We start from the raw sequence: 24,663 nt of genomic DNA on the forward strand, positions 1-24,663 counted from the left end.
TGCGCTATGCGAATGTCGACCCGGGCGCGACGGACGGGGGTGGACCGCTCGCGAGACCGACGGATCGTGCAGGATGGGGCGCCATCACCCCGTCGAGACGCACGCGGAAGGCTGCCATGGGACTGTTCGGACTGTTGACCGGATCACGAGAGGACCGGCCGGGCCGGTCGAGGAGGAGCCAGCGCCCCTCGCCCTGGCCCACGTCCCCCACCCGCAGCGGCACGGCACCGGACGGCGCGGGCGTGCCCCTCCCCGGGGAGGCTGACGGACCGGCCGCCGCCGCGCCCGGGAGCAACGAGGCGGCCATCGCGCAGAACGCGCGCATCGCGGCGCAGATCTACCGCGACGACTACGAGGTGCCGCTCGACTTCTCCCGTGCCTCGCTCGCGCGCGTGGACGAGATCCTCGGCCGCTTCCACGACTCCCGCACGAAGCTCCCGACGCCGTTCGGCCGCCTCACCGGGTACTACGTCTCCGAGGTCGCGCGCAAGGAGTTCGGCGGCGGGTACTTCGTCATCGACGAGGAGCCCGGCTCCATCCTGGTCATCGGCCCGCCGGAGCACGGCGTGATCTACCACGCCTACGACAAGGTCTTCGGACGTGTGCAGAACGGCCCCGAGGACGACCTCACGTTCTTCCACGACGGCATCCCGGACACGCTGCGCCGCCCCGGAGGCGGGCACCTGGTCTGACACCGCCCGCCGCTCACGGACGCCGGCCGTCACGTGGCCCGGGAACGACGCAGGGCGCCGACCCCCTGAGGGGATCGGCGCCCTGAGCGCTCAAGCGGTGGTACGAGCTACTTGACGGAGACCGTCGCGCCCGCGGCCTCGAGCTGGGCCTTCGCCTTGTCGGCGGCCTCCTTGTTGGCACCCTCCAGGACGGGCTTGGGGGCTCCGTCGACGAGGGCCTTCGCCTCACCGAGGCCGAGGCTGGTGAGGGCGCGCACCTCCTTGATGACCTGGATCTTCTTGTCGCCGGCGGCCTCGAGGATGACGTCGAAGGACGTCTTCTCCTCGACCTCCTCCGCGGGGGCAGCGGCGCCGGGGGCGGCGGCAGCGGCGACGGGCGCCGCGGCGGTGACCTCGAAGACCTCCTCGAACTTCTTGACGAAGTCGCTGAGCTCGATGAGCGTGAGCTCCTTGAAGGCCTCGATGAGCTCGTCGTTAGAGAGCTTTGCCATGGTGATTCTCCTTGGGTTGGTGTGGTGTCTGGTGGATCAGTGCATCGCGCCCCGGGGATGGGACCCGAGGGGTGCTACTGAGCCGATTCCTGCTTCTCGCGCAGCGCCTCGACGGTGCGTACGGCCTGCGAGAGCGGTGCGTTGAACAGGTACGCCGCGCCGAAGAGCGAGGCCTTGAAGGCGCCGGCGAGCTTGCCCAGCAGCACCTCCCGCGACTCGAGGTCGGCGAGCTTGTTCACCTCGTCCGCCGTCAGGGGGTTGCCGTCGAAGTAACCGCCCTTCACGACGAGAAGAGGGTTGGCCTTGGTGAAGGTGCGCAGCGCCTTCGCGACGGCGACGGTGTCGCCGTGCACGAACGCGATCGCGGACGGGCCGACGAGCTCGTCGTCGAAGGACGAGATCCCCGCCTGGTTCGCCGCGATCTTGGTCAGCGTGTTCTTCACCACGGCGTAGGTCGCGTCTGCACTGATGCTCTTCCGCAGCTGCTTGAGCTGGGCAACGGTGAGACCGCGGTACTCGGTGAGCAGTACGGCGTTCGAGCTGCGGAACTTCTCCGCGAGCTCGGCGACCGAGGCTTCCTTGTTCGCCATGGCACTCCTTATCACGTGGTTCCCCGACACCGCGGAAGCGGGGCGGGGTGCTGGCAGCCCCCGGCTGCACACATGAAAAAGGCTCCGGCACAGGAGGCCGGAGCGGGAGTGACGCGCAGCCCCGAGGGACATGCGCTGCATCGTGCTTCGATCACCTGCGCGGGCCTTCACCTGAGTGAACCTTCGTTCAGCGCATCCCCTCGCGGAGGCACGCCGACGACCAGCGGTCTGTGGCTCCGCTCAGAGTAGGTGACGGAGGACCGCCCGCGCAAGTCGGCGGGCGCGGGCGGTCCTGGATGCGGCTAGTAGCCGACCACCGCGTGCGGCACGTAGTGCTCCTCGAGGAGGGCCACCTCGTCGTCCGTCAGCTCGAGGTCCAGCGACGCGACCGCGTCCTCGATGTGCGAGACCCGGGTGCCGCCCACGATGGGCGCGGTCACCACGGGGTTCCGGGACACCCACGCGAGCGCGACCTGCGCGCGCGGCACCCCGCGCGCCTCGGCGACCTCCGCCACGGCGGCGGCGACCCGGCGGTCCGAGTCCTCCTGCGCGGCGTAGAGCGTCTTCCCGAACTCGTCGGTCGCGCTCCGGTCGGTCGTCGCGTCCCAGTCGCGGGTGAGGCGGCCGCGGGCGAGCGGGCTCCACGGCAGGGATCCGACGCCCTCGTCGGCGCAGAGGGGCAGCATCTCGCGCTCCTCCTCGCGGTTCACGAGGTTGTAGTGGTCCTGCATCGTGACGAACCGCGCCCAGCCGTGCTGCCGCTGCAGGTGCAGCGCCTTCGAGAAGCGCCAGGCGTCCATCGACGAGGCGCCGAGGTAGCGCACCTTGCCGGCGCGCACGAGGTCGTCGAGCGCCTCGAGCGTCTCCTCGAGCGGCGTGGCGGGGTCGAAGCGGTGGATCTGGTACAGGTCCACGTAGTCGGTGCCGAGCCGGCGGAGGCTCTCGTCGATCTGCCACATGATGTGCTTCCGCGACAGCCCGCGGGAGTTCGGCCCCTCCCCCATGGCGCCGTGCACCTTGGTGGCGATGACCACCTCCTCGCGCCGCGTGAGCTCCGTGAGGGCGCGGCCCGTGATCTCCTCGCTGGACCCGTCGGAGTACACGTTCGCGGTGTCGAAGAAGGTGATCCCGAGCTCGACGGCGCGGCGGATGAGCGGCCGCGAGTCCTCCTCCGAGAGCGTCCACGCGTGGCCGCCGCGCGTCGGCTCGCCGTAGCTCATGCAGCCCAGCGTGATGGCCGAGACCTCGGTGCCGGTGCTCCCGAGCTTTACGTACCTCACGACGGGTGCCCCGCGACCGGGTCGTCGCCCGTGGTGGCGGGGGCGTGGTCGCGCCAGGTGTGCTCGGGCTCGTAGCCGAGGATCCGGCGGGCCTTGTCGATGGAGAGCAGCGTCTCGTGCTCACCCAGCTCCTTGCGCACCTCGACGCCCGGGAAGACCTCGGCGGCGAGCTCCGCGGAGGAGCGGCTCATCACGGTGTCGGCGTTCGCGATGACGAAGCGGTCGAAGCCGGTGCCGTCGTGGTCGAGCGCTCGGCGCACCGCCTGCGCGCCGTCGCGGCCGTCGATGTAGCCCCACAGGTTCCACTTGCGGGCGAGCGCGTCGTCGTCGTAGCCCGGGAACGCGTCGTAGTCGTCGACGTCCATGACGTTCGAGAAGCGGAGCGCGGTGACCTGCAGCTCCGGATCCCAGCGGCACAGCTCGATGGCCATCTGCTCCTCGAGGTGCTTCACGAGCGAGTAGGTGCTGTTCGGCTGCGCCGGGTACTCCTCGTCGACGGGGATGTAGGGCGGCGGCACGTCGAACGGCAGGCCGAGCACGGTCTCGCTGGACGCGTAGACGATCTTCCGGATGCCCGCCCGGCGCGCGGCCTGGAAGACGTTGAAGCTCGTGAGCATGTTGTTGTGGAACGTGGCCACGTCGCTCAGGATCGCGGGGGCCGGGATCGCGGCGAGGTGCACGATCGCGTCGAACCCGTCGTGCAGGTCCTGGACGCCGAAGAGCGCGTCCACCACCTGCCCGTAGTCGGTGGTGTCGACGCGGACGTAGCCGGACCCGCGCTCCCCCACCTGGTCGATGTTGGTGACTTCGTGTCCGTGGGCGCGCAGGTCGGCCACGACGTGGCGGCCGAGCTTCCCCGAGCCTCCGGTGACGGCAATTCTCATCGGCGAGCATCTCCTTCGTGGGGCGGTTCCGCCCCCGTCCATCCTGGACCCGGGCGCGCGGTGGCGACAGCGGCTCCGGTGACCCGCGGACACGGCGACGGCCCGCCGTCCCCTCGCGGGGACGACGGGCCGTCGTGGTCGTGCGGTGCTAGTCGCTCGTGATGGCGAGGTCCGGGGTGCCGGGTCCGGTGCCGATGCCGGCCGCGACCGGGAGCCCCTCGCGCTGCGTGGTGAGGAACGTGAACACGCCGTCCACGTAGTCCACGTGCACGTGGTCGCCCGCGTTGAGCTCGCCCTGCAGGATGCGCTCCGACAGGCGGTCCTCGATCTCGTGCTGCACGGCGCGGCGCAGGGGCCGGGCGCCGAGCGACGGGTCGAAGCCGACCTCGATGAGGCGCTCCTTCGCGGCGGCCTCGAGCGTGATCGTGAGGTCGCGGTCCATCATGCGGTCCGACAGGCGCTTCACGAACAGGTCGACGATCTGGAGCAGCTCGGGCTTCGACAGCTGCGGGAACACGATGGTGTCGTCCACGCGGTTGAGGAACTCGGGCTTGAAGTTCTTCTTCAGCTCCTCGCTGACCTTGCCCTTCATGCGCTCGTAGGAGTTCGCGGCGTTGTTCTCGACCTGGAACCCGACCGGGGCGCCCGTGATGTCCTTGGTGCCGAGGTTGGTGGTCATGATGATGACCGTGTTCTTGAAGTCGACCACGCGCCCCTGGCCATCCGTCAGGCGTCCCTCCTCCAGGATCTGGAGCAGCGAGTTGAAGATGTCCGGGTGGGCCTTCTCGATCTCGTCGAAGAGCACCACGGAGAACGGCTTGCGGCGCACCTTCTCGGTGAGCTGGCCGCCCTCCTCGAAGCCGACGAATCCGGGAGGGGCGCCGAAGAGGCGGCTCACGGTGTGCTTCTCGCCGTACTCGCTCATGTCGAGCGAGATGAGGGCGTCCTCGTCGTCGAACAGGAACTCGGCCAGGGCCTTCGCGAGCTCCGTCTTGCCGACGCCCGTGGGGCCGGCGAAGATGAACGATCCCGAGGGACGACGCGGGTCCTTGAGGCCGGCGCGGGTGCGGCGGATGGTCTTGGACAGGGCCGAGATGGCCTCCTCCTGCCCGATGACCCGCTGGTGCAGGGCCTTCTCCATGAAGACGAGCCGCGAGGACTCCTCCTCCGTGAGCTTGAACACCGGGATGCCGGTGGCCTGCGCCAGCACCTCGGCGATCAGGCCCTCGTCGACCTCAGCGGTGGTGCGGACGTCTCCCGAGCGCCACTGCTTCTCGAGGCGGAGGCGCTCGCCGAGGAGGTTCTTCTCCTCGTCGCGCAGGCTCGCGGCCTTCTCGAAGTCCTGGTCCTCGATGGCGGTCTCCTTGGCCACGCGGACCACGGAGATCTTCTCGTCGAACTCGCGGAGCTCCGGCGGGGCCGAGAGGATCGAGAGGCGCAGGCGCGCGCCGGCCTCGTCGATCAGGTCGATGGCCTTGTCCGGCAGGAAGCGGTCGGCGATGTAGCGGTCGGCGAGGTTCGCCGCCGAGACGATGGCGCCGTCGGTGATGGACACCTTGTGGAACGCCTCGTACTTGTCGCGCAGGCCCTTGAGGATGTTGATCGTGTGCGGCAGCGAGGGCTCCTGCACCTGGATCGGCTGGAAGCGGCGCTCGAGGGCCGCGTCCTTCTCGAAGTGCTTGCGGTACTCGTCGAGCGTGGTGGCGCCGATGGTCTGCAGCTCGCCGCGCGCGAGGAGCGGCTTGAGGATGCTGGCCGCGTCGATCGCGCCCTCGGCGGCACCCGCGCCGACGAGGGTGTGGATCTCGTCGATGAAGGTGATGATGTCGCCGCGCGTGCGGATCTCCTTGGTGACCTTCTTGAGGCGCTCCTCGAAGTCGCCGCGGTAGCGGGACCCGGCGATGAGCGAGCCGAGGTCGAGCGTGTAGAGCTGCTTGTCCTTCAGCGTCTCCGGGACGTCGCCCTTGACGATGGCCTGCGCCAGGCCCTCGACGACGGCGGTCTTGCCGACGCCGGGCTCGCCGATGAGGACGGGGTTGTTCTTGGAGCGGCGCGACAGGATCTGCATCACGCGCTCGATCTCCTTCTCGCGCCCGATGACGGGGTCGAGCTTGCCGTCGCGCGCTGCCTGGGTGAGGTTGCGGCCGAACTGGTCGAGGACCGTGGAGCCCGCCTGCTGGCTCTGCTGGGCCTCGCCGCCGACGGCGACCGCCTCCTTGCCCTGGTATCCGGACAGGAGCTGGATGACCTGCTGGCGCACGCGGTTGAGGTCGGCGCCGAGCTTGACGAGGACCTGGGCGGCGACGCCCTCGCCCTCGCGGATGAGCCCGAGCAGGATGTGCTCGGTGCCGATGTAGTTGTGGCCGAGCTGGAGGGCCTCGCGGAGCGACAGCTCCAGGACCTTCTTGGCGCGCGGCGTGAACGGGATGTGACCCGTGGGCTGCTGCTGGCCCTGGCCGATGATGTCCTGGACCTGTTCGCGGACGGCATCGAGGGAGATGCCGAGCGACTCCAGGGCCTTGGCGGCCACGCCTTCGCCCTCGTGGATGAGGCCGAGCAGGATGTGCTCGGTCCCGATGTAGTTGTGGTTGAGCATCTTGGCCTCTTCTTGGGCCAGGACGACGACGCGACGAGCGCGGTCGGTGAATCTCTCGAACATCTGTATCTCCCTGGGCACCGGGGCAGGGGGCCGGCGCCGATATGTAGAGAGTAACGACGGGTCCGGCGGGTGCATGCCCCTGTTCGCCGTGGGCGTGACGCGATGCGCGAGGCGGCGGATCGGGTGCGGGCAGCGAGGCCCGGAGCGGGATCCGCTAGCGGTCGGCCTCGGGCGCGGGAACGCCCATGCGGGCGCGCTCCTTCGCCTCGATGGCGGCGTAGGCCTTGCGCTCCTGCTTGTCCGCCTGGATGACGGCCCGCATGATGAACCAGAAGATCAGGCCCACGCCGAGGGTGGGGAGGATCGACCAGATCGCGCTCGCCCAGAAATCATCCATGCGAGAAGGATACGCCGCGCTCTAGGTGAGGATGCCGTAGACGCCCTGGCCGATCATGACGACGGCGATGCCGCCGACGATGATCCAGAGCGCATAGCGCGCGGTGGTGGGCTTCTTCGGGTTCGAGCCGTCGGGTCCTAAGGGCATGGTCGCCTACTTCACTAGGGGGAACAGGATGGTCTCGCGGATGCCGAGGCCGGTGATGGCCATGAGGAGCCGGTCGACCCCCATGCCCATGCCGCCCGACGGCGGCATGCCGTGCTCGAGCGCGCGGAGGAACTCCTCGTCGAGCGGCATGGCCTCGTCGTCGCCGCGCGCCGACTGGCGGGCCTGGTCGACGAAGCGCTCGCGCTGCACGACGGGATCCACGAGCTCGGAGTAGCCGGTGGCCAGCTCGAAGCCGCGGATGTAGAGGTCCCACTTCTCCACGACGCCCTCGATGGAGCGGTGCGCGCGCGTGAGCGGCGACGTCTCCACGGGGAAGTCGAGCACGAAGGTGGGGCGCTCGAGGCCGCCCTTCACGAAGTGCTCCCAGAGCTCCTCGACGAGCTTGCCGTGCGTGCTGAGCGGCACGACGACGCCCTCGCGGTCGGCGATGGCCTGCAGCTCGTCGACGGTGGTGGCGGGCGTGACCTCGACGCCGGCGGCCTCGCTCAGCGAGCCGTACATGGAGATGCGGTCCCACTCGCCGCCGAGGTCGTACTCGGTGCCGTCGGCCCACGTGACGACGTGGCTGCCGGCGACGGCCATGGCCGCGTCCTGCACGAGGGTCTGCGTGAGCTCGGCGATGGAGGTGTAGTCGCCGTACGCCTCATACGCCTCGAGCATCGCGAACTCGGGGCTGTGCGTGGAGTCGGCGCCCTCGTTGCGGAAGTTGCGGTTGATCTCGAACACGCGGTCGATGCCGCCGACGACCGCGCGCTTGAGGTACAGCTCGGGCGCGATGCGGAGGTACATCTCGGTGTCGAAGGCGTTGGAGTGCGTGACGAACGGGCGGGCGGAGGCGCCGCCGTGCATCACCTGCAGCATGGGCGTCTCGACCTCGACGTAGCCGCGCTGGCGGAAGGTCTCCCGCATGGAGGCGTTGACCTTCGCGCGGTCGAGGACGTTCTTGCGCGCCTGGTCGCGCACGATGAGGTCGAGGTAGCGGCTGCGCACGCGGGTCTCGTCGGAGAGCTCGGAGTGGAGGTTGGGCAGGGGCAGCAGGGCCTTGGCGGCGATGCGCCACTCCGTCGCCATGATCGACAGCTCGCCCTTGCGGCTCGCGATGACGCGGCCGCCCACGAAGACGTGGTCGCCGAGGTCGACGAGCTCCTTCCACGCGGCGAGCGCCTCCTCGCCGACCTCGGCCAGCGAGATCATGGCCTGGATGCGCGTGCCGTCGCCGGCCTGCAGCGTGGCGAAGCAGAGCTTGCCGGTGTTGCGGAAGTGGACGACGCGGCCGGCGATGCCGACCACGTGGTCGGTCTCGACGCCGGGCTCGAGGTGGCCGAACTCCGCGCGGACCGCCGGGATGGTGGTGGTGACGGGGACCTGCACGGGGTACGCGCCGCCGCCGGGGCCGCCCTCGGCCTCGAGGCGCGCGCGCTTCGCGAGGCGCACGGCCTTCTGCTCGGCGATGTCCTCGGCGATGTCCTCGGCGGACTCCTCCACGGCGGCGGGCGTGGCGGTGGTCGCGGGTGTTCCGGGGCTGTCGGTCATGTGCGGGCGGATCCTCGCGGGTCGAAGGGGCGTGCGGCCGAACGGCCTCCCGTCGATTCTCGCAGGTGCGGACGCGGGCCGGGCACGGTCGCGCCGACGGACGGGAGGCGGTCGCGCCGGGAGGCCGGCGTCGCCGCTCAGGCGATGACGACGGTCTCGTTGTCGATGAGGCGCGTGGTGCCGACGCGGGCGGCGATGACGGCGAGCGCGGCACCGGAGAAGCCGTCGTCGACCGTCTCGAAGGTCGTCGGATCCACCACCTGGAAGTAGTCGAGCGTGACGGCGGGCTCCCCCATGACCACGGACTGGGCGGCGGCGATGACGGCGTCGATGCCGCGGGACCCCGCGCTCTGCGCCGCCTCGAGGGCGGCGGGGATGACGCGGGCGGCGCGGCGTTCGCGCTCGTCGAGGTAGCGGTTGCGGCTGGAGAGGGCGAGGCCGTCGGGCTCGCGCACGGTCTCCAGCTCCTCGATGCGCACCGGCATGTCGAGGTCGCGCACCATGCGCCGCACGAGGTGGAGCTGCTGCGCGTCCTTGCGGCCGAAGGTGGCGACGTCCGGCGCGACGATGTGCAGGAGCTTCGCGACGACGGTGAGCATGCCGTCGAAGTGGCCCGGCCGGGAGCGGCCCTCGAGCGAGAGCGCGACGGATCCGCCCGAGACGCGGATGCGCGCGGGGCCGTCCGGGTACATCTCGGCGGCCGACGGGGCGAACACCAGGTCGACGCCGGTGGCGGCGAGCGCCTCGACGTCGGCGTCGAGGGTGCGCGGGTAGGCGTCGAGGTCCTCCCCCGCGCCGAACTGCAGGGGGTTGACGAAGACGGAGACGACCACGAGGGATCCGGCCGCGCGCGCGTGGCGGGCGTGCGCCAGGTGGCCCTCGTGCAGCGCGCCCATGGTGGGGACGAGCACGACGACGGCCTCCTCGCCGACGGCGGCGCGCTCGGCGCGGTGCGCGCGGACCAGGGCGCGCAGCTCGGCGATGCCGGTGACGACGGTGGGCGCGGGGATCGTCATGCCGTGGTGCTCCTCGGGTGCTCGGGACGCGGACACGACAGGTTAGTCCGCGCCGGGGCCCTCGTCCGTCGGCGGAGGCACGTCGCCCGTGGTGAGGCGCGCGCCGCCGGCTGGGGAGGAGCGGCGGAGGGCGTCGTCGACGGCGGAGCGGATCAGCGGGCCGAGCACGCGGCCGGGCTCCTCGACGCCGATGCCCGCGAGGAGGCCCGTCGCCTGCTCGACGATGGCGGTCGAGAACGTGGTGGCCGTGGCGATGGCCTCGGCGTAGGCCGCGCGGTCCCGCTCCTCCACGACGACCGGCTCGCCGCCCATCTCCACCACGAGCACCTGCGCGATGGGGAGCACGGGCGCGGGCGCGGTGACGGCGAACCAGCTGTCGAGCATCCGGCTGAGGTCCATGCTCGTGCCGGTGAACGACATGGCCGGGTGGATGGCGAGCGGGATGATTCCGGCGGCGAAGGCCGGGGCGAGCACCTGGATCCCGTGCCCGGCGGAGGTGTGCATGACGAGCTGGCCCGCCTGCCACGCGCCCGTCGCGGCGAGGCCGGAGACGAGGCCCGGGAGCTCGGCGTCGGGGACGGCGAGGATCACGAGCTCGCTGCGCTCGACGATCTCGGGGATCTCCAGCACGGGCACGTCCGGGAGCATCGCCTCGGCGCGTTCGCGGCTCGCCTCGGAGACCGCGGAGATGCCCGTGATCGCGTGGCCGGCGCCCGCGAGCGCGAGGCCGAGCACGGGGCCGACGCGGCCGGCGCCGATGATGCCGACGCCGAGGCGGCCGGAGCGCTGGGAGGGGGCGGTCATGCGGGGTCCTCGGGGGTGGATCGGTGGCGCGGGGTGACGGGGGCGTCCTCCGGGGCGGGCGGCTCCGGGGCCGGCGGCCCCGCGGCGGGCGTCCCCGTGGCGGGCGTCCCCGCGGCGGGCGTCCCCGCGGCGGCCACCGCGGACCCGGGCGCCGGCCAGCTCGCGGCCTCGGCGCCCCAGCGGTCGGACGTGTCCGCACCCGCCGAGGCGACGGCCGCCGCGACGAGCCGGGTCGACAGCTCCATCCCCGTGACGCGGTCGATGGCGCCGAGGCGCGTGTCGACCGGCCCGGCGACGGTCGCCGCGCGCACCGAGACCAGGTCGAGCCGGCGGTCGATCGGCCCCTGGGTGAGGTCGACGCCCTGCGTGCGGGCGTGCGGCACCACGATCAGGCGGCGCCAGATCACGCCGCGGCGCACGAGGAACGCCGAGTCGTCCACGGCGAAGCCCGTGCGGCGCCAGGAGAACGGCTTGAGGATCCAGGCCCGGCGCGGCGAGGTCGTGAACCCGTCGTCCGTGCCACCGCGCCCGGTCATGCCCGTGCCGATCAGCGCGAGCGCGTCCTCCCCCACGAGGTGCGGGAGCACGAGGCCGAGCACGCGGTCGACGTCGCGGCGGTCGCCGACCGGGAGGATCGACGTGTTCTGCTGTCCGGCGGCGCCCGGCGCGGAGGAGTGCGAGGCGCGCGTGATGCGGATCTCCCACCAGCCGGCCGCGCGCCAGAGCAGCGGCTGCACGACCTCGACCGCGTGGATGCGGCCGGGCGGGATCGTGTCGTTGCTCGTGGACAGCAGGCCGAAGCCGACGCGCACGCCGTCGGGCGTGCCGGCGACGCTGTAGCGGAGCGAGCGGGTGATGCGGCGGACGAAGAAGCCCGCGGATCCGATCAGGGTCGGCAGCAGCGGCACGAGCAGGTACCAGGCCTCGAAGCGGACGATCAGCGGGATGCCGACGACCACGAAGAGCACGAGCACGACCGTGGGGCCGGAGAGCAGGACCGCGCCGATCAGCCGCGGGATCGGGATGCGCACGACCGACTGCGGCGGCGCGACGTCGGGATCCAGCTCGGGCGCGAGGAGGTCGTCGACGCGCGAGCCGACGAACCCGCGGGCGGGAGCGGCGGCGCGGGCGGGCGATCCGGCCGCCTCGGCGCGTGCGCCCGACGCGAGCCGCAGGACGCGCAGCCGGAACGCGTCGGCGTCGCGCGAGCGGAGGTACTGCAGCGGCAGGTTGGCGTCGTTGCCCGCGACCTGGATCTCGAGCTTGGCCGCGCCGATGAGCCGCGGCAGGAGCGGCCTCACGATGTTGACGCCCTGGATCCGGTCGAGCCGCGCCCGCCGGTTCGTGCGCGACAGGATGCCGCTGCGGACCTCGACGGTCTCCTCCGTCACGCGGAACGTGTGCAGGCGCCACGACAGGTACGAGATGCCGACCGCGAGCAGGGTGAAGGCGAGGAGGCCGAGGATCACCCAGATCAGGGCGCCCGACTCGACGAGCCACGGGAGGAGGTCGCCCTCGCCGCCGCCGTCGTCCTGGCCGGGCACGAAGCGCTCCACGAGCTGCTCGCGGAGGGACGAGACGAGGAAGCCGATCGCGACGAGGAACACGACGCCGCCGCGGAGGACCGGCGTGGCGGGGTGGAGGCGGTGCCAGCCGCCGTCGGTGAGCTCCTCGGCGATGCGGGCCTCGACGGCGGGGACGGGGTCGGCGCCGGGGCGCGCGGGATCCGCGGACCCGGCGTCGGTCACAGCCCCGCCCGGCGGGTCTCGGCGAGCGACACGAGGCGGTCGCGGAGCTCCTCCGCGTCGTCGTTCCGGAGGCCGGGGATCTGGATGCTCGCCGACGCCGCCGCGGTCACGAGCTTGAGGTCGGCGAGACCCAGGACGCGACCGACCGGGCCCCGCGTGATGTCGACGAGCTGCATCCGGCCGTACGGCACCGCGACGATGCGGGTCCACATGATGCCGCGGCGGAAGACCAGGTCGTCGTCGCGCAGCTGGTAGCCCATGGCGCGCACGCGGCGCGGCACGATGACCAGGGTCACCACCAGCTCGACCGCCGCGGCGGCGCCGAGCACGATGCGGAGCCAGCCCGGCGCTCCGACGACGGTCAGGAACACGGCCACCCCGCCGAGGACGAGCGCGGTGATCACGCCGCCCACCAGCTCGACGCCGACCAGACGCGGGGAGACGCGGCGCCACTCGACGCCGTGCGGATCGACGTTCGCGGTCACGGTGCTCCTATCGGTGGGGCGGGGCGGCGCGTCTCAGGAGAGCTCGCGCGCCGGGTCGCCCGGACGGGCGTCGTCGCCGTCGTCGGGCGGGACCGTGCACCACTGCTCGGCGACCAGCCCGGCGACGAGGAGGACGACGGCTCCCACCGTACCGGCCACCGCCAGCCCGACGGAGGACGCGCCGGGCAGCACCGGTCGCGCCAGCACGAAGGCCAGCGCTCCCCCGGTGATCCCGGCGAGCAGCGCCCCCGCGAGCGCGGACGCCTTGGCGAGCAGCACCACGCGCGTGGCGCGGAACGGGTCGACGCGGCCGGGGCGTCGTCCGCGGGTCGTCTGTCGGATGGGCCAGGCGAGCGCGAGCAGCACGATCCCGACGATGAGGAGCGTCGCGCCGAGCGTCAGCGGCGGGACGAGGAGCGGCCGCCCGCTCATGACGAGGGCGTTCTCGACGAACCAGCCGACGGCGGCGCCCGCGATGAGCAGGGCGATGAGCGTCGTGGAGCGGGTGCGCGTCATCGGGTCGCCTCCGCGGGCGCGGGATCGGGCGCGGGATCGGGCGCCTCGAGCGCGGCGAGCAGGGCGTCGACCCGGCCGTGACCCGGCAGCTCGGCCTCGGGATCCGCCTGGAGCCACGGCCCGAGGACGAAGGCGCGCTCGGCGGCGCGCGGGTGCGGGACCGTGAGGCGGTCGTCGTGGATCCGCGCGTCGCCGAACGCGACGATGTCGAGGTCGATCGTGCGGTCGCCCCAGCGCTCGGCGCGCACGCGGCCGAGATCCCGCTCGATGCCCGCGAGCGCGTCGAGGAGGGCATGCGGGCCGAGCGCGGAGTCGACGAGGACGACGCCGTTGAGGTATCCGGGCTTGGTCGCGTCCTCCCCCGCGGGCGTGACGGCCACGGACTCCACGAGGTCGGAGGAGCGGACGACGCGGAGCCCGGGCACCTCGTCGATGCGGGCGACGGCGGCCTCGATGGTGGCGCGCCGGTCGCCGAGGTTGGATCCCACCGCCACGACCGCGCGCACGGGCACGCCCGGCGCGGGCAGGGTCGAGCCGCGCTCGATCACGACGGCCACGTCGCCGAACGGCACGGTGATCGGGGCGTCCGGCTTGTGCACGGTCACGCGCACCCACCGGGCCACGGCGTGCGCGAGGACCACCGTCGCGATCCGCTCGGCCAGCGTCTCGATGAGGTCGACGGGATCGCGCCCGGCCGCCTCCGCGACCTCCTCCGCGAGCTCGCCGTAGTGGAGGGTGCGGTCGAGCTCGTCGCTGCCGCCGGCGGGGGCGAGGTCGAGCGCGACCTCGAGGTCGATCACGAACGGCTGGCCGTCGCGCCTCTCGTGCGCGAACACGCCGTGGTGGGCGTGCACGCGCAGGCCCGTGAGCAGGATGCGGTCGGTCGGGAGCCCGGTCACCATGAGCGGCCCACGACGATGGACGGCAGGTCGCCCGGGTCCGTCGGGTCGTACCAGAGCGGGAGCTTGCCGCCGACGGTGGGCAGGAGCCGGTCGGCGGTCATGACGGTGCGCGTGACGTGGTGGTCGCGGCCGTCTTCGTCGGTGAAGGCGACCGTGAGGCGGGCGCGGACGGCGTCGCCGGATCCGTCGAGGCGCTGCACGGCCGTGACGATCGCGGCGGTGCGGCGACCCGTCTCGGTGACGCGACGGGCGGTCTGGGCGAGGCGCGCGACGCGGCGCTGCACGACGGCCCAGGCGACGGCGGCGGCGATGCCGAGCACCGCGAGCACGGCGGCCACGAGCCCGAGGGCGCCTCGGGATCCGTCGCCGTCGCGCGCACCGGGCGCGAAGGCCAGCGCCCCGACGAGCCCGAGGGCCGTGCCGAGCATGGCCACCGCGACAGGCCAGAGCACGGCGCCGACGGTGGTGAGCACGGGCGACAGGAGCACGACGGACGCGTACGCGCTGCCGAGCGCGCCGAGGAGCCCGAGGACGACGGCGACGACCTTGATCACGACGACGACCGCGCCGGCGTCGGCGCCCAGGTCGGCGGGGAACGTGAGGCCGACGCCGAGCACGACCGAGGAGACGAGCGCGGCGACCGCGACGCGGACGAGGCCCGCCTGCGGGGAGACGACGACTCGGTCCTGGCTCACGGCGCTCATGCTCCTACTCTGACAGACCGGCGACGGCGGATGCCCCGGCCGATGCGGCGGCGTCCGCCCGCCCGCGCGCCCAGGCGTCCTCGACCGCGAGCGCGGCGCGGGTGGAGGCGACGTCGTGCACGCGCACCGCCCAGGCGCCGGCCCGAGCGGACAGCGCGCTGACCACCGCGGTCGGCACGTCGCGGTCCTCGACGGCCGCGTCGGCGGGCAGCAGCCGGCCGAGGAACCGCTTGCGGGAGGCGCCCACGAGCACGCGGTGGCCGAGGTCGGCGAGCCGGTGGAGGGATCCGAGGAGCTGCCAGTCGTGCGCGGCCTCCTTCGCGAAGCCGAGGCCGGGGTCGAGCACGATGCGCGCGGGATCCACTCCCGCCGTCACGAGGGCGTCGACGCGTGCCCGCAGCTCGTCGCGCACCTCGCCCACGACGTCGGCGTAGGTGGCGCGCGTCGCCATCGTGTCGCTGTGGCCGCGCCAGTGCATGGCCACGTAGTCGACGCCGGCGTCGGCGACCACGGCGGCCATGCGCGGATCCGCGAGGCCGCCGGACACGTCGTTGACGATCCGGGCACCGGCGGCGACCGAGGCCTCCGCGGTGGCCGCGCGCATGGTGTCGACGCTCACGACGACGCCCTCGGCGACGAGCGCGCGGACGACCGGCAGCACGCGGGCCCGCTCCTCGTCGGCGTCGACGCGGGCGGCGCCGGGCCGCGTGGACTCGCCGCCCACGTCGACGACGTCCGCGCCTGCGGCGACCATGCGCCGGGCGTGCGCGAGCGCGTCGTCGAGGCCGAGGTGGCGGCCGCCGTCGCTGAAGGAGTCGGGGGTGGCGTTGAGGATCCCGAGCACGAGGGGACGGACGCGCTGCGGATCCACGCTCAGCCCCGTCCGCCCGGGCCGGGCAGGAGGGCCAGCACCTCGGCGCGCGCCGACGGCTCCGCGAGCGACCCGCGGGCCGCGATCGTGATGGTGGTGCTGCCCGCCTGCCGGGTGCCGCGCGCGGTGACGCACCCGTGCGTGGCGTCGAGGATCACGGCGACGCCGCGGGCGCCGAGGCCCCGCTCGAGCGCCTCCGCGATCTGCTCGCCCAGCCGCTCCTGCATCTGCGGACGGGAGGCGAGGTCGTCGACCACGCGCGGCAGGCGGCCCAGCCCGACGATCCGCTCCCCCGGCACGTAGGCCAGGTGCGCGACGCCCGTGAACGGCAGCAGGTGGTGCTCGCAGATGGAGCGGAACGCGAGCCCCGTGACGATGACGGGCTGCGGCGCCGCGTCCGTCTCCGGCAGCGGGAACGTCTCCCGCAGGTGCCGGAGCGGATCCGTCCCGACCCCCGCGAAGAACTCCGCGTACGCCTCCGCTACCCGCGCCGGCGTGGTCGCGAGACCCTCCCGGCCCGGGTCCTCGCCGATCGCGTGGATCAGCTCGGTGACGGCCGCCTCGATGCGCGCCCGATCGACGCCCACCGGATCAGGCCGTCGCGGGGCGCGGGAAGGGCGAGCGCTTCGGCTTGCCGGCCGGCGGCTCCGAGTCCACGGCGCCATCGACGACGCCCTGGTCGATGGGCGCCTTCTGCGGCATGGGCACGGGAGGCAGGTCCGACAGCGGGCGCTTGTCGCTCGAGAGCCACTGCGGGCGCGGCGCGAGCTTCTTCACGTCGGCGAAGATCTCGGCCAGCCGCGTGTGGTCGAGCGTCTCCTTCTCGAGGAGCTCGGTCGCGAGGCGGTCGAGCACGTCGCGGTTGTCGTTGATGACCTGCCACGCCTCGTCGTGGGCGCCGTCGAGGAGCGCGCGCACCTCGGCGTCGACCGTCAGGGCCATGTCCTCCGAGTAGTCGCGGCTGCCGCCGAGGTCGCGCCCGAGGAACGGCTCGCCGGAGCTGGAGCCGAGCTTCACGGATCCGACCTTGGCGCTCATGCCGTACTCGGTGACCATGCGGCGGGCCGTGGACGTGGCCTTCTCGATGTCGTTCGAGGCGCCCGTGGTGGGGTCGTGGAACACGATCTCCTCCGCGACGCGGCCGCCCATGGCGTAGGTGAGCTGGTCGAGCAGCTCGTTGCGGGTGACCGAGTACTTGTCCTCGAGCGGCAGCACCATCGTGTAGCCGAGGGCGCGGCCGCGGGGGAGGATCGTGACCTTGGTGACGGGATCCGTGTTGTTCATGGCCGCCGCCGCGAGCGCGTGACCGCCCTCGTGGTACGCGGTGATGAGCTTCTCGTGGTCGCGCATGATGCGGCTGCGGCGCTGCGGGCCGGCCATGACGCGGTCGACGGCCTCGTCGAGCGCGCGGTCGTCGATGAGCTGCGCGTTCGAGCGGGCCGTGAGGAGCGCGGCCTCGTTGAGGACGTTCGCGAGGTCGGCGCCCGTGAAGCCCGGCGTCTTGCGCGCGAGGACCTCGAGGTCGACGCCCGAGGCGAGCGGCTTGCCGCGCCCGTGCACCTCGAGGATCTGCTTGCGGCCCTGCAGGTCGGGGGCGTCGACGCCGATCTGCCGGTCGAAGCGGCCGGGGCGCAGGAGCGCGGGGTCGAGCACGTCGGGCCGGTTGGTGGCCGCGATGAGGATGACGTTGGTCTTGACGTCGAAGCCGTCCATCTCCACCAGGAGCTGGTTGAGGGTCTGCTCGCGCTCGTCGTTGCCGCCGCCCACGCCGGCACCGCGGTGGCGGCCGACCGCGTCGATCTCGTCGACGAAGATGATCGCCGGCGCGTTCTGCTTGGCCTGCTCGAAGAGGTCGCGCACGCGGCTCGCGCCGACGCCCACGAACATCTCGACGAAGTCGGATCCGGAGATGGAGTAGAAGGGCACGCCGGCCTCGCCCGCGACGGCGCGCGCGAGCAGGGTCTTGCCGGTGCCGGGAGGGCCGTACAGGAGCACGCCCTTGGGGATGCGGGCGCCCACGGCCTGGAACTTCGCGGGCTCCTTGAGGAAGTCCTTGATCTCCTCCAGCTCCTCGATGGCCTCATCCGACCCGGCGACGTCGGCGAACGTCACCTTCGGGGAGTCCTTGGAGGCGAGCTTCGCCTTCGACTTGCCGAACTGCATGACGCGGTTCCCGCCGCCCTGCATGCCGGAGAACATGATCCAGATGAAGAACCCGATGAGCAGGAGCGGCAGCAGGATGCTGAACGCCGACAGGAGCCAGCTCGGCTGCGGCACCTGGTCGTCGAAGCCCTCGGACGGGTTCGCGGACGTGATGGCGGAGACGATCTCGCCGCCGCGCTGCGCGACGTAGTTGAACTGCACCATGGTGCCGTTCTCGCCGTCCGGGTTCGCGAGCGTGAGGTCGACCCGCTGCTCGCCGTCGATGATCTTGGCGGAGGCGACCTTGCCGTCCTGGATCAGCTCGAGGCCGTGCTGCGTGGTGATGGTCTTGTAGCCGGACCCGGTGATGAGGGTGAAGCCGACCGTGACCACGACGATGGCGAGGACCACGATGAGGATCGGGCTGCGGAGGATTTTCTTGAAGTTCATGAGTCTCGGGCGCGGGCCCGGCACCTTTCTGCCCGTGCCGCGCCGTACGGCGACGAGATGTTCCGAGGATACAAGCGGCTGTCTGAGCGCGGCCGCGGTGTTCGCCGCCAGCCGAACGGGCGGCAGCATGGAGCGGGATAAGAGGAGCGGGGCGCCTCAGCTGTAGACGTGCGGCGCGAGGATGGCCACGTCGCGGAGGTTGCGGTAGCGCTCCGCGTAGTCGAGGCCGTAGCCGATGACGAAGTCGTCGGGGATCTCGAAGCCCACGTAGCGCACGTCGACGGCGATCTTCGCGGCCTCGGGCTTGCGGAGGAGCGCGCAGACCTCGACGCTCGCCGCGCCGCGCGAGCGGAGGTTCGCGAGGAGCCAGGAGAGGGTGAGGCCGGAGTCGATGATGTCCTCGACGATGAGCACGTGCCGGCCCGAGAGGTCGGCGTCGAGGTCCTTGAGGATGCGGACGACGCCGCTCGACTTCGTGCCGGAGCCGTAGGAGCTCACGGCCATCCAGTCCATGTGGACGGGCAGCTCGAGCTCGCGCGCGAGGTCGGCCATGACCATGACCGCGCCCTTCAGGACGCCGACGAGGAGCAGCTCCTCCCCCGCGTGGTCCCGCTCGATCTCACGGCACATCTCGGCGATGCGGCCGTGGATCTCCTCCTCGGTGTGCAGGACCCGGGTCAGGTCGTCGGCGATGTCGGTGGATCTCATGTCACTCTTCCGTCGTCCTGGCGCTGAGGACGATGAGCCCGTCCCTGCGTAGAACCCTAACGCCCGGGAGGTCCACCGGCCCCTGCCCGCGCCAGTCGGTGACGAGCCGCGCGACCTCCAGCACGTGCGTCCGGGAGAGGTGCGCCGCGAACTCCTCGCGTGCGGCGAGGCGGATCAGCCGGTGCCGGAGCGCCGGCGGGGCGGCGAGGAGCGAGGCGACCTCCAGCGAGATGCCGGCCTCGGCGTGGTCGGCGATCTCCTCGATCATCTCCGCGGCGAAGTGCTCGAGGGCGTCGTCGTCCTCGCGCAGCTGGTCGGCCGTGCGGGCGAGCGCCTCCGCGATCCCTGGGCCGAGCTCCCGCTCGAGCACGGGCAGCACGTCGTGGCGGACGCGCACGCGGGCGTAGGCGGGATCGGCGTTGTGCGGGTCCCGCCACGGCTCGAGGCCCTGGTCGGCGCAGGCGGCGCGCGTGACGGACGCGCGGATCCCGAGCAGCGGCCTCAGGAGGACGGCGTCGGCCGAGCGCGCGGGGACGGACGCGGCCATGCCGTGCAGGCTCGCGGCCCCGGATCCCCGCGCGAGCCCGAGCAGCACCGTCTCGGCCTGGTCGTCGAGCGTGTGCGCGAGCAGCAGCGCGCGGGCCCCGGTCTGCCCCAGCGCGTCGTCGAACGCGGCGTACCTGGCCGCGCGCGCGGCGGCCTCGGGGCCGTCGGCGCCCGGCTCCACGCGCACGCGCGTGACGAGGACGGGGTCGAGGCCGAGGTCGCGCGCGGCGTCGGCGGCACGCGCCGCGACCCGGTCGGAGCCGTCCTGCAGGCCGTGGTCGACGACGATCGCGCCGACCGCCACGCCGGCGCGCGGCCCCTCGAACGCGGCCGCGGCGGCGAGGGCCAGCGAGTCGGCGCCCCCGGAGAGCGCCACGAGGACGGGACCGGACGCGGAGGGGTCGAGCGCGGAGACGGCCCCGCGGACCGCTCGCCGGAGGTCCGCGACGGCGGGTGTGAGACGGGGGCGCTCGGAGGGCATCCACTAACGTTATGGCAGCATCCCGCCCACGTCAGAACCACGAGGAGCACGCGCATGGCCAGCTACGACGTCGTCGTCGAAATCCCCAAGGGGTCCCGCAACAAGTACGAGGTCGACCACGAGACGGGCCGCGTGTACCTCGACCGCGTGCTCTTCACGTCGTTCGTGTACCCCACCGACTACGGCTACTTCGAGAACACGCTCGGCCTCGACGGCGACCCCGTCGACGTGCTCGTGCTGCTCGAGTACCCGGTCTTCCCCGGCGTCGGCGTCTCCATCCGCCCCGTCGGCGTGTTCAACATGAGCGACGAGGCCGGCATCGACTCCAAGGTCATCGGCGTCCCCGCGAAGGACCCGCGCTGGGCGCACATCCAGGACATCACGGACGTGCCCGAGCAGACCCGCAAGGAGATCGAGCACTTCTTCGAGCACTACAAGGACCTCGAGCCCGGCAAATGGGTCAAGACGGAGGGGTGGGGCGACGCGGCCGAGGCCGAGGCCATCGTGCAGGCCGGTTTCGACAAGCTCCAGGCCGAGGGCCACGGCGACGGCCACGGCGGCGAGCCGGAGGAGGACGCCTGATCCGCGTCCCCGCCTGAGCCCGCGCGGCTGACACGACGACGCCCGCCTCCCCGCAGCAGATGCGGAGGGGCGGGCGTCGTCGTGCGCGGGGCGGGCGGCCGGATCAGCCGGGTCGGCCCACGTAGGGCATGATGTCGCTGCCACCCCAGAGGGACTGGATCTTCACCACGTCGCCGGGCTTCGGCGCCGCGATGATCGTGTTCCCGCCGAGCGAGATGGCGTCGTGGTAGAAGTCGCCGCCGCTGTTCCAGAAGACGATGTCGCCGGCCTGGCGCTGCGAGAACGGGACGAGCTTCCCCTGCGCCTGCATCGTGTTGTACTGCGAGCTCACCGAGTGTCCGCCGACGTTGATGCCCGCCGCGCGGTACGACATCATCACGAGGCCCGAGCAGTCCCAGCCGTCGCCCTCGCCGCCGAAGGAGTAGGCCTCGCCGAGCTGCGACTTCGCGAAGGAGATGGCGACCTGGGCCGCGTTGCCCGAGGGCGCGGGGGCCGGGGCGGGGCGCGCCGGCTGCGGAGCGGGGCGCACCGGCTGCGGGGCGGGCTGGGCCGGCGCGGGCGCCGGCTGCGCGGGGGCCGGGGCGCTGGATCCGCCGCCGGTCGAGGGGCCGGCCCCGCCGCCCGACGAGCCGCCGGAGGGGGCGCCTCCGCCGGACGAGCCCGACGCCGCCCCGCCGCCGGAGGACCCGGCTCCGGAACCCGATGCCGCCGCGGCCGGTGCGGCGGGAGCCGCCGGCTGCGTGAGGCTCTGCACGTACTGCGCCTCGATCTCCGACGTGGAGTCCTTGAGGAGCGCCAGCTGCGCGATGAGCTGGTCGCTGTTGCGGGTCTGCTCCGCCACCGCGGAGGCGGCGGTCGCCGCGGCCGACTTCGCGGCGTCGAGCGACTTCTGCGCCTCGTCCGCGAGGCGGCCGAGCTCGTCCTTGGCCACCTGCGCCTGGTCGCTGAGGGACGCCGCGCTGTTGCGGTCCGCGAGCGCCTGCTGGTACACGCTCTGGGTGCTCTCGGAGAGCTTCGACATGGTGCCGAGCGAGCGGAGCAGCTGGTCCGCGTCGTCGCCGTCCGAGGTGAACAGGCTCGCCGTGAGGTCCTGGCCGCCGGCGCGGGCGAGGTGGCTCGCGAGGAGGCCCGCGCGCATGCGGCTCGTGAGGGCCGCGGCCTGCGCCTCGTCCGCCTTCTTCTGGAGGCGCTTCAGCTTGTCGGCCTGCGCGTCCTTCGCGGCCTGCGCCTGGGAGTACCGCTCCCCCGCGAGCATGGCGGCGGTGTTCGCCTGGTCCGCGGACTCCTGCAGGCCGGTGGCCAGCTGCGTCACGCGGTCGATGGCCGCCTGCGTGTCCGCCTCGTTCGCCTTCGCCGCCTGGACGTCGGCCCACGACGGGTAGTCGGTGGCGGCGAAGGCCGTCTGGGCGGCGACGCCGCTGGAGACGGCGATGACGCCCACGGCGATCGTGGAGATGACGACCGTGGTCGGGCGGAGGTGGTTCATGTCGTTCCTCATGTCAATGCGTGCTCGTGATGGAGACGCCCTGGCCGTGCATGAACGCCACCGGGTCGACGGCGTCCCCGTTGATGCGGATCTCGAAGTGGAGGTGGCAGCCGGTGGAGCCGCCCGTGGTGCCCGTGCGGGCGATGGGCTGGCCCGCGACGACCTGCTGGCCCTGCCGCACGAGGGTGCCGCCGTCCATGATGTGGCCGTACGCCGAGGAGACCCCGCCGCCGTGGTCGATGCGGATGTAGTTGCCGTACCCGCCGTTCCAGCTGGCGAAGGAGACGGTGCCCGCGTGCGCCGCGTACTGGGTCGCGCCGCAGGTGGCGCCGCGGACCAGGTCCTCGCCGGCGTGGAAGATCAGCCGCTTGTAGATGGGGTGGAACCGCTCCCCGAAGAACCCGCTGGTGTTCGCTCCCGGGAGGGGCGCCGTCCAGCCGGTGCTGCTGACCGCGCCGGGCGAGACGTCACCGCCCGCGCTGCCCTGGCTGGCCGCGAGCGCGTCGGCGTCGGCCTGGCGCTTGCGGACGCCCGCCTGGTAGTCGTCCTCGGTGGCCTCGCGGTTCTCGGAGATGACGGAGAGCTTCGCGTCGGCGTCGGCCTTCTGCGCGCTCTGGTCCTCGAGCGCCTGCTGGAGGTCGGACTGCGCCTGCGCGGCCTCCTGGAGGAGCTGCTCGGCCTTGGCGTTCAGAGCGTCGAGCTCCTTCAGCGCGACCTGCGCCTGGTCGCTGAGGGACTTGGCGGCGTTGCGGTCCTGGATCGCGATGGCGTAGATCTGGTCGGACTTCTCGGCGACCTTGCTCATGGTGCCGAGCTTGTCGAGGAGGTCGTCGCTGCCGTCCCCCTCGCTGAGGAGCAGGGTGCCGGAGAGGTTCTGGCCGCCGGAGCGCATCAGCTGCTTGGCGAGGCCCGCGGCCTGCTCCTGCGACTTCGTGGCCTTCGCGTCGGCCGCGTCGACCTTGCCCTGGAGCTGCACGGTGTCGGCGTGCTTGTCGTCCGCCGCCTGTTGCGCCTGGTCGTGCTCCTCGCCACGCTGCACCACGAGGGCCTGCGCGTCGGCGACCCGCTGCTGGAGGGACGCGATCTCGTCGTTGATGCTCTGCACCAGCTGCTTCTGCGCCTGCTCGTCCCCGCGCGCCTTCTGCACGTCGTCCCAGGAGGCGAACGTCTCGGCGTGCGCGGGAGCCGCGATGGATCCGGTGAGGAGGACCGCCAGTACGGCGACGACGGCCTGGATCCCGTGCCGCGTGCGGGAGCGCGGGGCGCGCGAGCGGCGCGCGCTCCGGTGGAGGTCCTGGTTCATGTGCTCCCGATCATCGTGTCGCCCGGCTGGCCGGCTGCGCCTCCCGCGGGCGGTCGGGCGTCCCGGATCACATCCGTCACACCCGCACCTGCTCTCACAGTACTGAGGGGGACGCACGGCGCACAGCGGCCGGACGCGGGGATCCGCACGGGGAACCCCTCCCCGGGAGGGTCGACCGAAGGCTAACCCCGCGGCAGGGTCGCGCCGCGGCAGCGCGCTGGCCGTGTCGCGAACCTGGCAGGACGTCGGGGGCGCGGCGCTCGGTCTCTTCGCGCGCCCGGGGACGAGCCGCGACACGCCGTCGGATCCGCATACCCGCGGGCCCGGACCCCGCGCGCGCCCGGCCGATTTGAGTCCTCGCCCGGAGTGCGGTTATGCTGACGTGTCGGTTGCTGCGAGACCTGGGAGACCAGGGCGAGCGGCCCCATCGTTTAGTGGCCTAGGACGGCGCCCTTTCACGGCGTTAACACGGGTTCGAATCCCGTTGGGGTCACCAGGCAATGCGATCGACATGCAAGGCCCTGTAGCGCAGCTGGTTAGCGTGCCGCCCTGTCACGGCGGAGGTCGCGGGTTCAAGTCCCGTCAGGGTCGCCACGGATGGCGAGCCCTCTCCTCGGAGAGGGCTTCTCTCCGATGTGGGCGTCTTCTCGCAAGCCGCCCGCTCGCCTGGGTAGCTCAGTTGGTAGAGCGTTCGACTGAAAATCGAAAGGTCCGCGGATCGACGCCGCGTCCAGGCACCCCCGCCGATCCCAGTGATTCACTGAGGATCGGCGTTCTTCGTTAAGGGCACCGCATCGCGCTCTGCCCACGTTCTGCTCACAACCGCTCGAGAAGCGTGGTCATTCAAGGCCACCGCGACGGCGTCGAGGTCGTCGTCGAACAGGTCCGTGTAGACGTCGAGGGTCATCGCGGCCGAGCAGCCGAGCTCGCCGGACGCACGGGCGTGCGGTGATGCAGGATGGCGGCATGGACGACGAGACCGGCACCGAGAGCTTCACCTACAGCCGCACCGCCGACGGAGACGTCGTCCTGCTGCCGGCGGGGCACGAGGAGCGTATGCGGGACCTCACGGCACACCTGATCCGCATCGGCCCGGACGAGGACGCGCTCACGGCGCTGCTGACGGTCAAGCGGGATCCGGATCTCGAGCGGGGGTACGCGTTGGCTGTCGTCGTCGAGGCAGTGGAGCTCGCGGCGAGCTACGCCATCCGGGAGATGGAAGCTGCCATCGTGCCGCTGTTCACGAGGCGTCTGCACAGACTGATCCTCGCGACCCGGACCTAGC

26 protein-coding genes and 3 tRNA genes are annotated in these 24,663 nt (G+C 72.5%); 6 read left to right on the top strand and 23 right to left on the bottom strand.

Features of this window, described 5'->3' with window-relative positions; all coding sequences use genetic code 11:
• The first annotated feature begins 242 nt into the window (after nucleotides 1-242).
• Nucleotides 243-692 carry a hypothetical protein gene (locus tag PED38_RS15270; protein ID WP_063071964.1) on the top strand — a complete coding sequence of 150 codons (450 nt, stop codon included), beginning with the start codon at nucleotides 243-245 and terminating at the stop codon, nucleotides 690-692.
• 107 nt (nucleotides 693-799) lie between these two features.
• On the opposite strand, the gene rplL is transcribed toward PED38_RS15270, so the two are convergent.
• The 20 genes from rplL to tilS all read right to left on the bottom strand — a co-directional run bounded on the left by rplL (nucleotide 800) and on the right by tilS (nucleotide 20,007).
• Nucleotides 800-1,183, bottom strand: a complete 384-nt coding sequence (rplL, locus tag PED38_RS15275) for a 50S ribosomal protein L7/L12 (RefSeq protein WP_063071963.1) — start codon at nucleotides 1,181-1,183, stop codon at nucleotides 800-802.
• A gap of 74 nt (nucleotides 1,184-1,257) precedes the next feature.
• Entirely contained in the window at nucleotides 1,258-1,773 is a 516-nt protein-coding gene (gene rplJ / locus PED38_RS15280; protein WP_012037545.1) for a 50S ribosomal protein L10, read from the bottom strand.
• 302 nt (nucleotides 1,774-2,075) lie between these two features.
• Nucleotides 2,076-3,053 (bottom strand): aldo/keto reductase, encoded by a 978-nt coding sequence (locus PED38_RS15285; protein WP_270981870.1) that lies wholly within the window; start codon nucleotides 3,051-3,053, stop codon nucleotides 2,076-2,078.
• Entirely contained in the window at nucleotides 3,050-3,937 is an 888-nt protein-coding gene (locus PED38_RS15290; RefSeq protein WP_270981871.1) for an NAD-dependent epimerase/dehydratase family protein, read from the bottom strand. Before PED38_RS15290 ends, PED38_RS15285 begins: the two co-directional genes overlap by 4 nt.
• A 148-nt stretch (nucleotides 3,938-4,085) precedes the next feature.
• The gene (locus tag PED38_RS15295) at nucleotides 4,086-6,596 is read right to left on the bottom strand and encodes an ATP-dependent Clp protease ATP-binding subunit (RefSeq protein ID WP_063071960.1); all 2,511 of its coding nucleotides are present in this window, start codon (nucleotides 6,594-6,596) and stop codon (nucleotides 4,086-4,088) included.
• A gap of 154 nt (nucleotides 6,597-6,750) precedes the next feature.
• Nucleotides 6,751-6,933 carry a hypothetical protein gene (locus tag PED38_RS15300; RefSeq protein WP_063071959.1) on the bottom strand — a complete coding sequence of 61 codons (183 nt, stop codon included), beginning with the start codon at nucleotides 6,931-6,933 and terminating at the stop codon, nucleotides 6,751-6,753.
• 21 nt (nucleotides 6,934-6,954) lie between these two features.
• Nucleotides 6,955-7,080 (bottom strand): hypothetical protein, encoded by a 126-nt coding sequence (locus PED38_RS15305; RefSeq protein ID WP_012037540.1) that lies wholly within the window; start codon nucleotides 7,078-7,080, stop codon nucleotides 6,955-6,957.
• A 6-nt stretch (nucleotides 7,081-7,086) separates the two neighbouring features.
• The gene (lysS, locus tag PED38_RS15310) at nucleotides 7,087-8,634 is read right to left on the bottom strand and encodes a lysine--tRNA ligase (protein WP_270981873.1); all 1,548 of its coding nucleotides are present in this window, start codon (nucleotides 8,632-8,634) and stop codon (nucleotides 7,087-7,089) included.
• 137 nt (nucleotides 8,635-8,771) lie between these two features.
• On the bottom strand, nucleotides 8,772-9,650 hold the full coding sequence (gene panC, locus PED38_RS15315; RefSeq protein ID WP_270981874.1) for a pantoate--beta-alanine ligase: 879 nt from the start codon (nucleotides 9,648-9,650) through the stop codon (nucleotides 8,772-8,774).
• A 42-nt stretch (nucleotides 9,651-9,692) separates the two neighbouring features.
• Nucleotides 9,693-10,454, bottom strand: a complete 762-nt coding sequence (locus PED38_RS15320) for a Rossmann-like and DUF2520 domain-containing protein (protein ID WP_270981875.1) — start codon at nucleotides 10,452-10,454, stop codon at nucleotides 9,693-9,695.
• The gene (locus tag PED38_RS15325) at nucleotides 10,451-12,202 is read right to left on the bottom strand and encodes a PH domain-containing protein (RefSeq protein ID WP_270981876.1); all 1,752 of its coding nucleotides are present in this window, start codon (nucleotides 12,200-12,202) and stop codon (nucleotides 10,451-10,453) included. Before PED38_RS15325 ends, PED38_RS15320 begins: the two co-directional genes overlap by 4 nt.
• On the bottom strand, nucleotides 12,199-12,687 hold the full coding sequence (locus PED38_RS15330; RefSeq protein WP_063071124.1) for a PH domain-containing protein: 489 nt from the start codon (nucleotides 12,685-12,687) through the stop codon (nucleotides 12,199-12,201). The genes PED38_RS15325 and PED38_RS15330 overlap by 4 nt, the downstream gene beginning before the upstream one ends.
• Before the next feature lie 33 nt (nucleotides 12,688-12,720).
• A complete protein-coding gene (locus PED38_RS15335; protein ID WP_063071123.1) occupies nucleotides 12,721-13,203 on the bottom strand; it encodes a DUF3180 domain-containing protein in 483 nt (160 codons plus the stop codon).
• Nucleotides 13,200-14,105 carry a 2-amino-4-hydroxy-6-hydroxymethyldihydropteridine diphosphokinase gene (folK, locus tag PED38_RS15340; RefSeq protein WP_270981877.1) on the bottom strand — a complete coding sequence of 302 codons (906 nt, stop codon included), beginning with the start codon at nucleotides 14,103-14,105 and terminating at the stop codon, nucleotides 13,200-13,202. The genes PED38_RS15335 and folK overlap by 4 nt, the downstream gene beginning before the upstream one ends.
• Nucleotides 14,099-14,809 carry a DUF3592 domain-containing protein gene (locus tag PED38_RS15345; protein ID WP_063071121.1) on the bottom strand — a complete coding sequence of 237 codons (711 nt, stop codon included), beginning with the start codon at nucleotides 14,807-14,809 and terminating at the stop codon, nucleotides 14,099-14,101. Before PED38_RS15345 ends, folK begins: the two co-directional genes overlap by 7 nt.
• A gap of 4 nt (nucleotides 14,810-14,813) precedes the next feature.
• The gene (gene folP / locus PED38_RS15350; RefSeq protein WP_063071120.1) at nucleotides 14,814-15,680 is read right to left on the bottom strand and encodes a dihydropteroate synthase; all 867 of its coding nucleotides are present in this window, start codon (nucleotides 15,678-15,680) and stop codon (nucleotides 14,814-14,816) included.
• A gap of 2 nt (nucleotides 15,681-15,682) precedes the next feature.
• Complete coding sequence (gene folE / locus PED38_RS15355; RefSeq protein ID WP_063071119.1) at nucleotides 15,683-16,267, bottom strand: GTP cyclohydrolase I; 585 nt, start codon at nucleotides 16,265-16,267, stop codon at nucleotides 15,683-15,685.
• A 4-nt stretch (nucleotides 16,268-16,271) separates the two neighbouring features.
• On the bottom strand, nucleotides 16,272-18,272 hold the full coding sequence (gene ftsH / locus PED38_RS15360; protein ID WP_063071118.1) for an ATP-dependent zinc metalloprotease FtsH: 2,001 nt from the start codon (nucleotides 18,270-18,272) through the stop codon (nucleotides 16,272-16,274).
• Between the two features lie 156 nt (nucleotides 18,273-18,428).
• Nucleotides 18,429-18,980, bottom strand: coding sequence for a hypoxanthine phosphoribosyltransferase (gene hpt, locus PED38_RS15365; protein ID WP_063071117.1), 552 nt, complete (start codon nucleotides 18,978-18,980; stop codon nucleotides 18,429-18,431).
• Nucleotide 18,981: 1 nt separating this feature from the next.
• Nucleotides 18,982-20,007: a tRNA lysidine(34) synthetase TilS gene (gene tilS / locus PED38_RS15370; protein WP_270981878.1), complete on the bottom strand. Its 1,026-nt coding sequence runs from the start codon at nucleotides 20,005-20,007 to the stop codon at nucleotides 18,982-18,984.
• 54 nt (nucleotides 20,008-20,061) lie between these two features.
• Here tilS and PED38_RS15375 point away from each other — a divergent pair, with 54 nt between their 5' ends.
• The gene (locus tag PED38_RS15375; protein WP_063071115.1) at nucleotides 20,062-20,589 is read left to right on the top strand and encodes an inorganic diphosphatase; all 528 of its coding nucleotides are present in this window, start codon (nucleotides 20,062-20,064) and stop codon (nucleotides 20,587-20,589) included.
• 103 nt (nucleotides 20,590-20,692) lie between these two features.
• Here the strand turns inward: PED38_RS15375 and PED38_RS15380 are convergent, their stop codons facing one another.
• Both PED38_RS15380 and PED38_RS15385 read right to left on the bottom strand, forming a co-directional pair.
• Nucleotides 20,693-22,087, bottom strand: coding sequence for a C40 family peptidase (locus PED38_RS15380; protein WP_270981879.1), 1,395 nt, complete (start codon nucleotides 22,085-22,087; stop codon nucleotides 20,693-20,695).
• A 1-nt stretch (nucleotide 22,088) separates the two neighbouring features.
• Nucleotides 22,089-23,378, bottom strand: coding sequence for a peptidoglycan DD-metalloendopeptidase family protein (locus PED38_RS15385; RefSeq protein ID WP_063071114.1), 1,290 nt, complete (start codon nucleotides 23,376-23,378; stop codon nucleotides 22,089-22,091).
• A 420-nt stretch (nucleotides 23,379-23,798) separates the two neighbouring features.
• Between PED38_RS15385 and PED38_RS15390 the strand changes: the two genes are divergently transcribed.
• The 3 genes from PED38_RS15390 (at nucleotide 23,799) to PED38_RS15400 (ending at nucleotide 24,115) form a co-directional block, all read left to right on the top strand.
• Nucleotides 23,799-23,874, top strand: a tRNA-Glu gene (locus tag PED38_RS15390).
• Nucleotides 23,875-23,895: 21 nt separating this feature from the next.
• Nucleotides 23,896-23,972, top strand: a tRNA-Asp gene (locus tag PED38_RS15395).
• A gap of 70 nt (nucleotides 23,973-24,042) precedes the next feature.
• Nucleotides 24,043-24,115 (top strand) — tRNA-Phe (locus PED38_RS15400).
• 20 nt (nucleotides 24,116-24,135) lie between these two features.
• Here PED38_RS15400 and PED38_RS15405 read toward each other — a convergent pair.
• The gene (locus PED38_RS15405; protein WP_270981881.1) at nucleotides 24,136-24,285 is read right to left on the bottom strand and encodes a hypothetical protein; all 150 of its coding nucleotides are present in this window, start codon (nucleotides 24,283-24,285) and stop codon (nucleotides 24,136-24,138) included.
• A gap of 59 nt (nucleotides 24,286-24,344) precedes the next feature.
• On the opposite strand from PED38_RS15405, the gene PED38_RS15410 reads away from it, so the two are divergent.
• Nucleotides 24,345-24,662, top strand: coding sequence for a hypothetical protein (locus PED38_RS15410; RefSeq protein ID WP_270981882.1), 318 nt, complete (start codon nucleotides 24,345-24,347; stop codon nucleotides 24,660-24,662).
• Nucleotide 24,663: the final 1 nt, after the last annotated feature.

The organism is Clavibacter sp. CT19 (genome assembly GCF_027858075.1).
Classification (GTDB): domain Bacteria; phylum Actinomycetota; class Actinomycetes; order Actinomycetales; family Microbacteriaceae; genus Clavibacter; species Clavibacter tessellarius_A.

Bases quoted from the DNA above. Each gene is read 5' to 3' on its own strand.
- PED38_RS15405 (WP_270981881.1), bottom strand. From the start codon at position 24,285: ATGACCCTCGACGTCTACACGGACCTGTTCGACGACGACCTCGACGCC.
- PED38_RS15335 (WP_063071123.1), bottom strand. From the start codon at position 13,203: ATGACGCGCACCCGCTCCACGACGCTCATCGCCCTGCTCATCGCGGGC.
- hpt (WP_063071117.1), bottom strand. From the start codon at position 18,980: ATGAGATCCACCGACATCGCCGACGACCTGACCCGGGTCCTGCACACC.
- PED38_RS15300 (WP_063071959.1), bottom strand. From the start codon at position 6,933: ATGGATGATTTCTGGGCGAGCGCGATCTGGTCGATCCTCCCCACCCTC.
- PED38_RS15380 (WP_270981879.1), bottom strand. From the start codon at position 22,087: ATGAGGAACGACATGAACCACCTCCGCCCGACCACGGTCGTCATCTCC.
- PED38_RS15320 (WP_270981875.1), bottom strand. From the start codon at position 10,454: ATGACCGCCCCCTCCCAGCGCTCCGGCCGCCTCGGCGTCGGCATCATC.
- PED38_RS15375 (WP_063071115.1), top strand. From the start codon at position 20,062: ATGGCCAGCTACGACGTCGTCGTCGAAATCCCCAAGGGGTCCCGCAAC.
- PED38_RS15290 (WP_270981871.1), bottom strand. From the start codon at position 3,937: ATGAGAATTGCCGTCACCGGAGGCTCGGGGAAGCTCGGCCGCCACGTC.
- PED38_RS15295 (WP_063071960.1), bottom strand. From the start codon at position 6,596: ATGTTCGAGAGATTCACCGACCGCGCTCGTCGCGTCGTCGTCCTGGCC.
- ftsH (WP_063071118.1), bottom strand. From the start codon at position 18,272: ATGAACTTCAAGAAAATCCTCCGCAGCCCGATCCTCATCGTGGTCCTC.
- PED38_RS15385 (WP_063071114.1), bottom strand. From the start codon at position 23,378: ATGAACCAGGACCTCCACCGGAGCGCGCGCCGCTCGCGCGCCCCGCGC.
- PED38_RS15345 (WP_063071121.1), bottom strand. From the start codon at position 14,809: ATGAGCGCCGTGAGCCAGGACCGAGTCGTCGTCTCCCCGCAGGCGGGC.
- rplJ (WP_012037545.1), bottom strand. From the start codon at position 1,773: ATGGCGAACAAGGAAGCCTCGGTCGCCGAGCTCGCGGAGAAGTTCCGC.
- panC (WP_270981874.1), bottom strand. From the start codon at position 9,650: ATGACGATCCCCGCGCCCACCGTCGTCACCGGCATCGCCGAGCTGCGC.
- PED38_RS15305 (WP_012037540.1), bottom strand. From the start codon at position 7,080: ATGCCCTTAGGACCCGACGGCTCGAACCCGAAGAAGCCCACCACCGCG.
- tilS (WP_270981878.1), bottom strand. From the start codon at position 20,007: ATGCCCTCCGAGCGCCCCCGTCTCACACCCGCCGTCGCGGACCTCCGG.
- rplL (WP_063071963.1), bottom strand. From the start codon at position 1,183: ATGGCAAAGCTCTCTAACGACGAGCTCATCGAGGCCTTCAAGGAGCTC.
- folK (WP_270981877.1), bottom strand. From the start codon at position 14,105: ATGGTGACCGGGCTCCCGACCGACCGCATCCTGCTCACGGGCCTGCGC.
- lysS (WP_270981873.1), bottom strand. From the start codon at position 8,634: ATGACCGACAGCCCCGGAACACCCGCGACCACCGCCACGCCCGCCGCC.
- PED38_RS15410 (WP_270981882.1), top strand. From the start codon at position 24,345: ATGGACGACGAGACCGGCACCGAGAGCTTCACCTACAGCCGCACCGCC.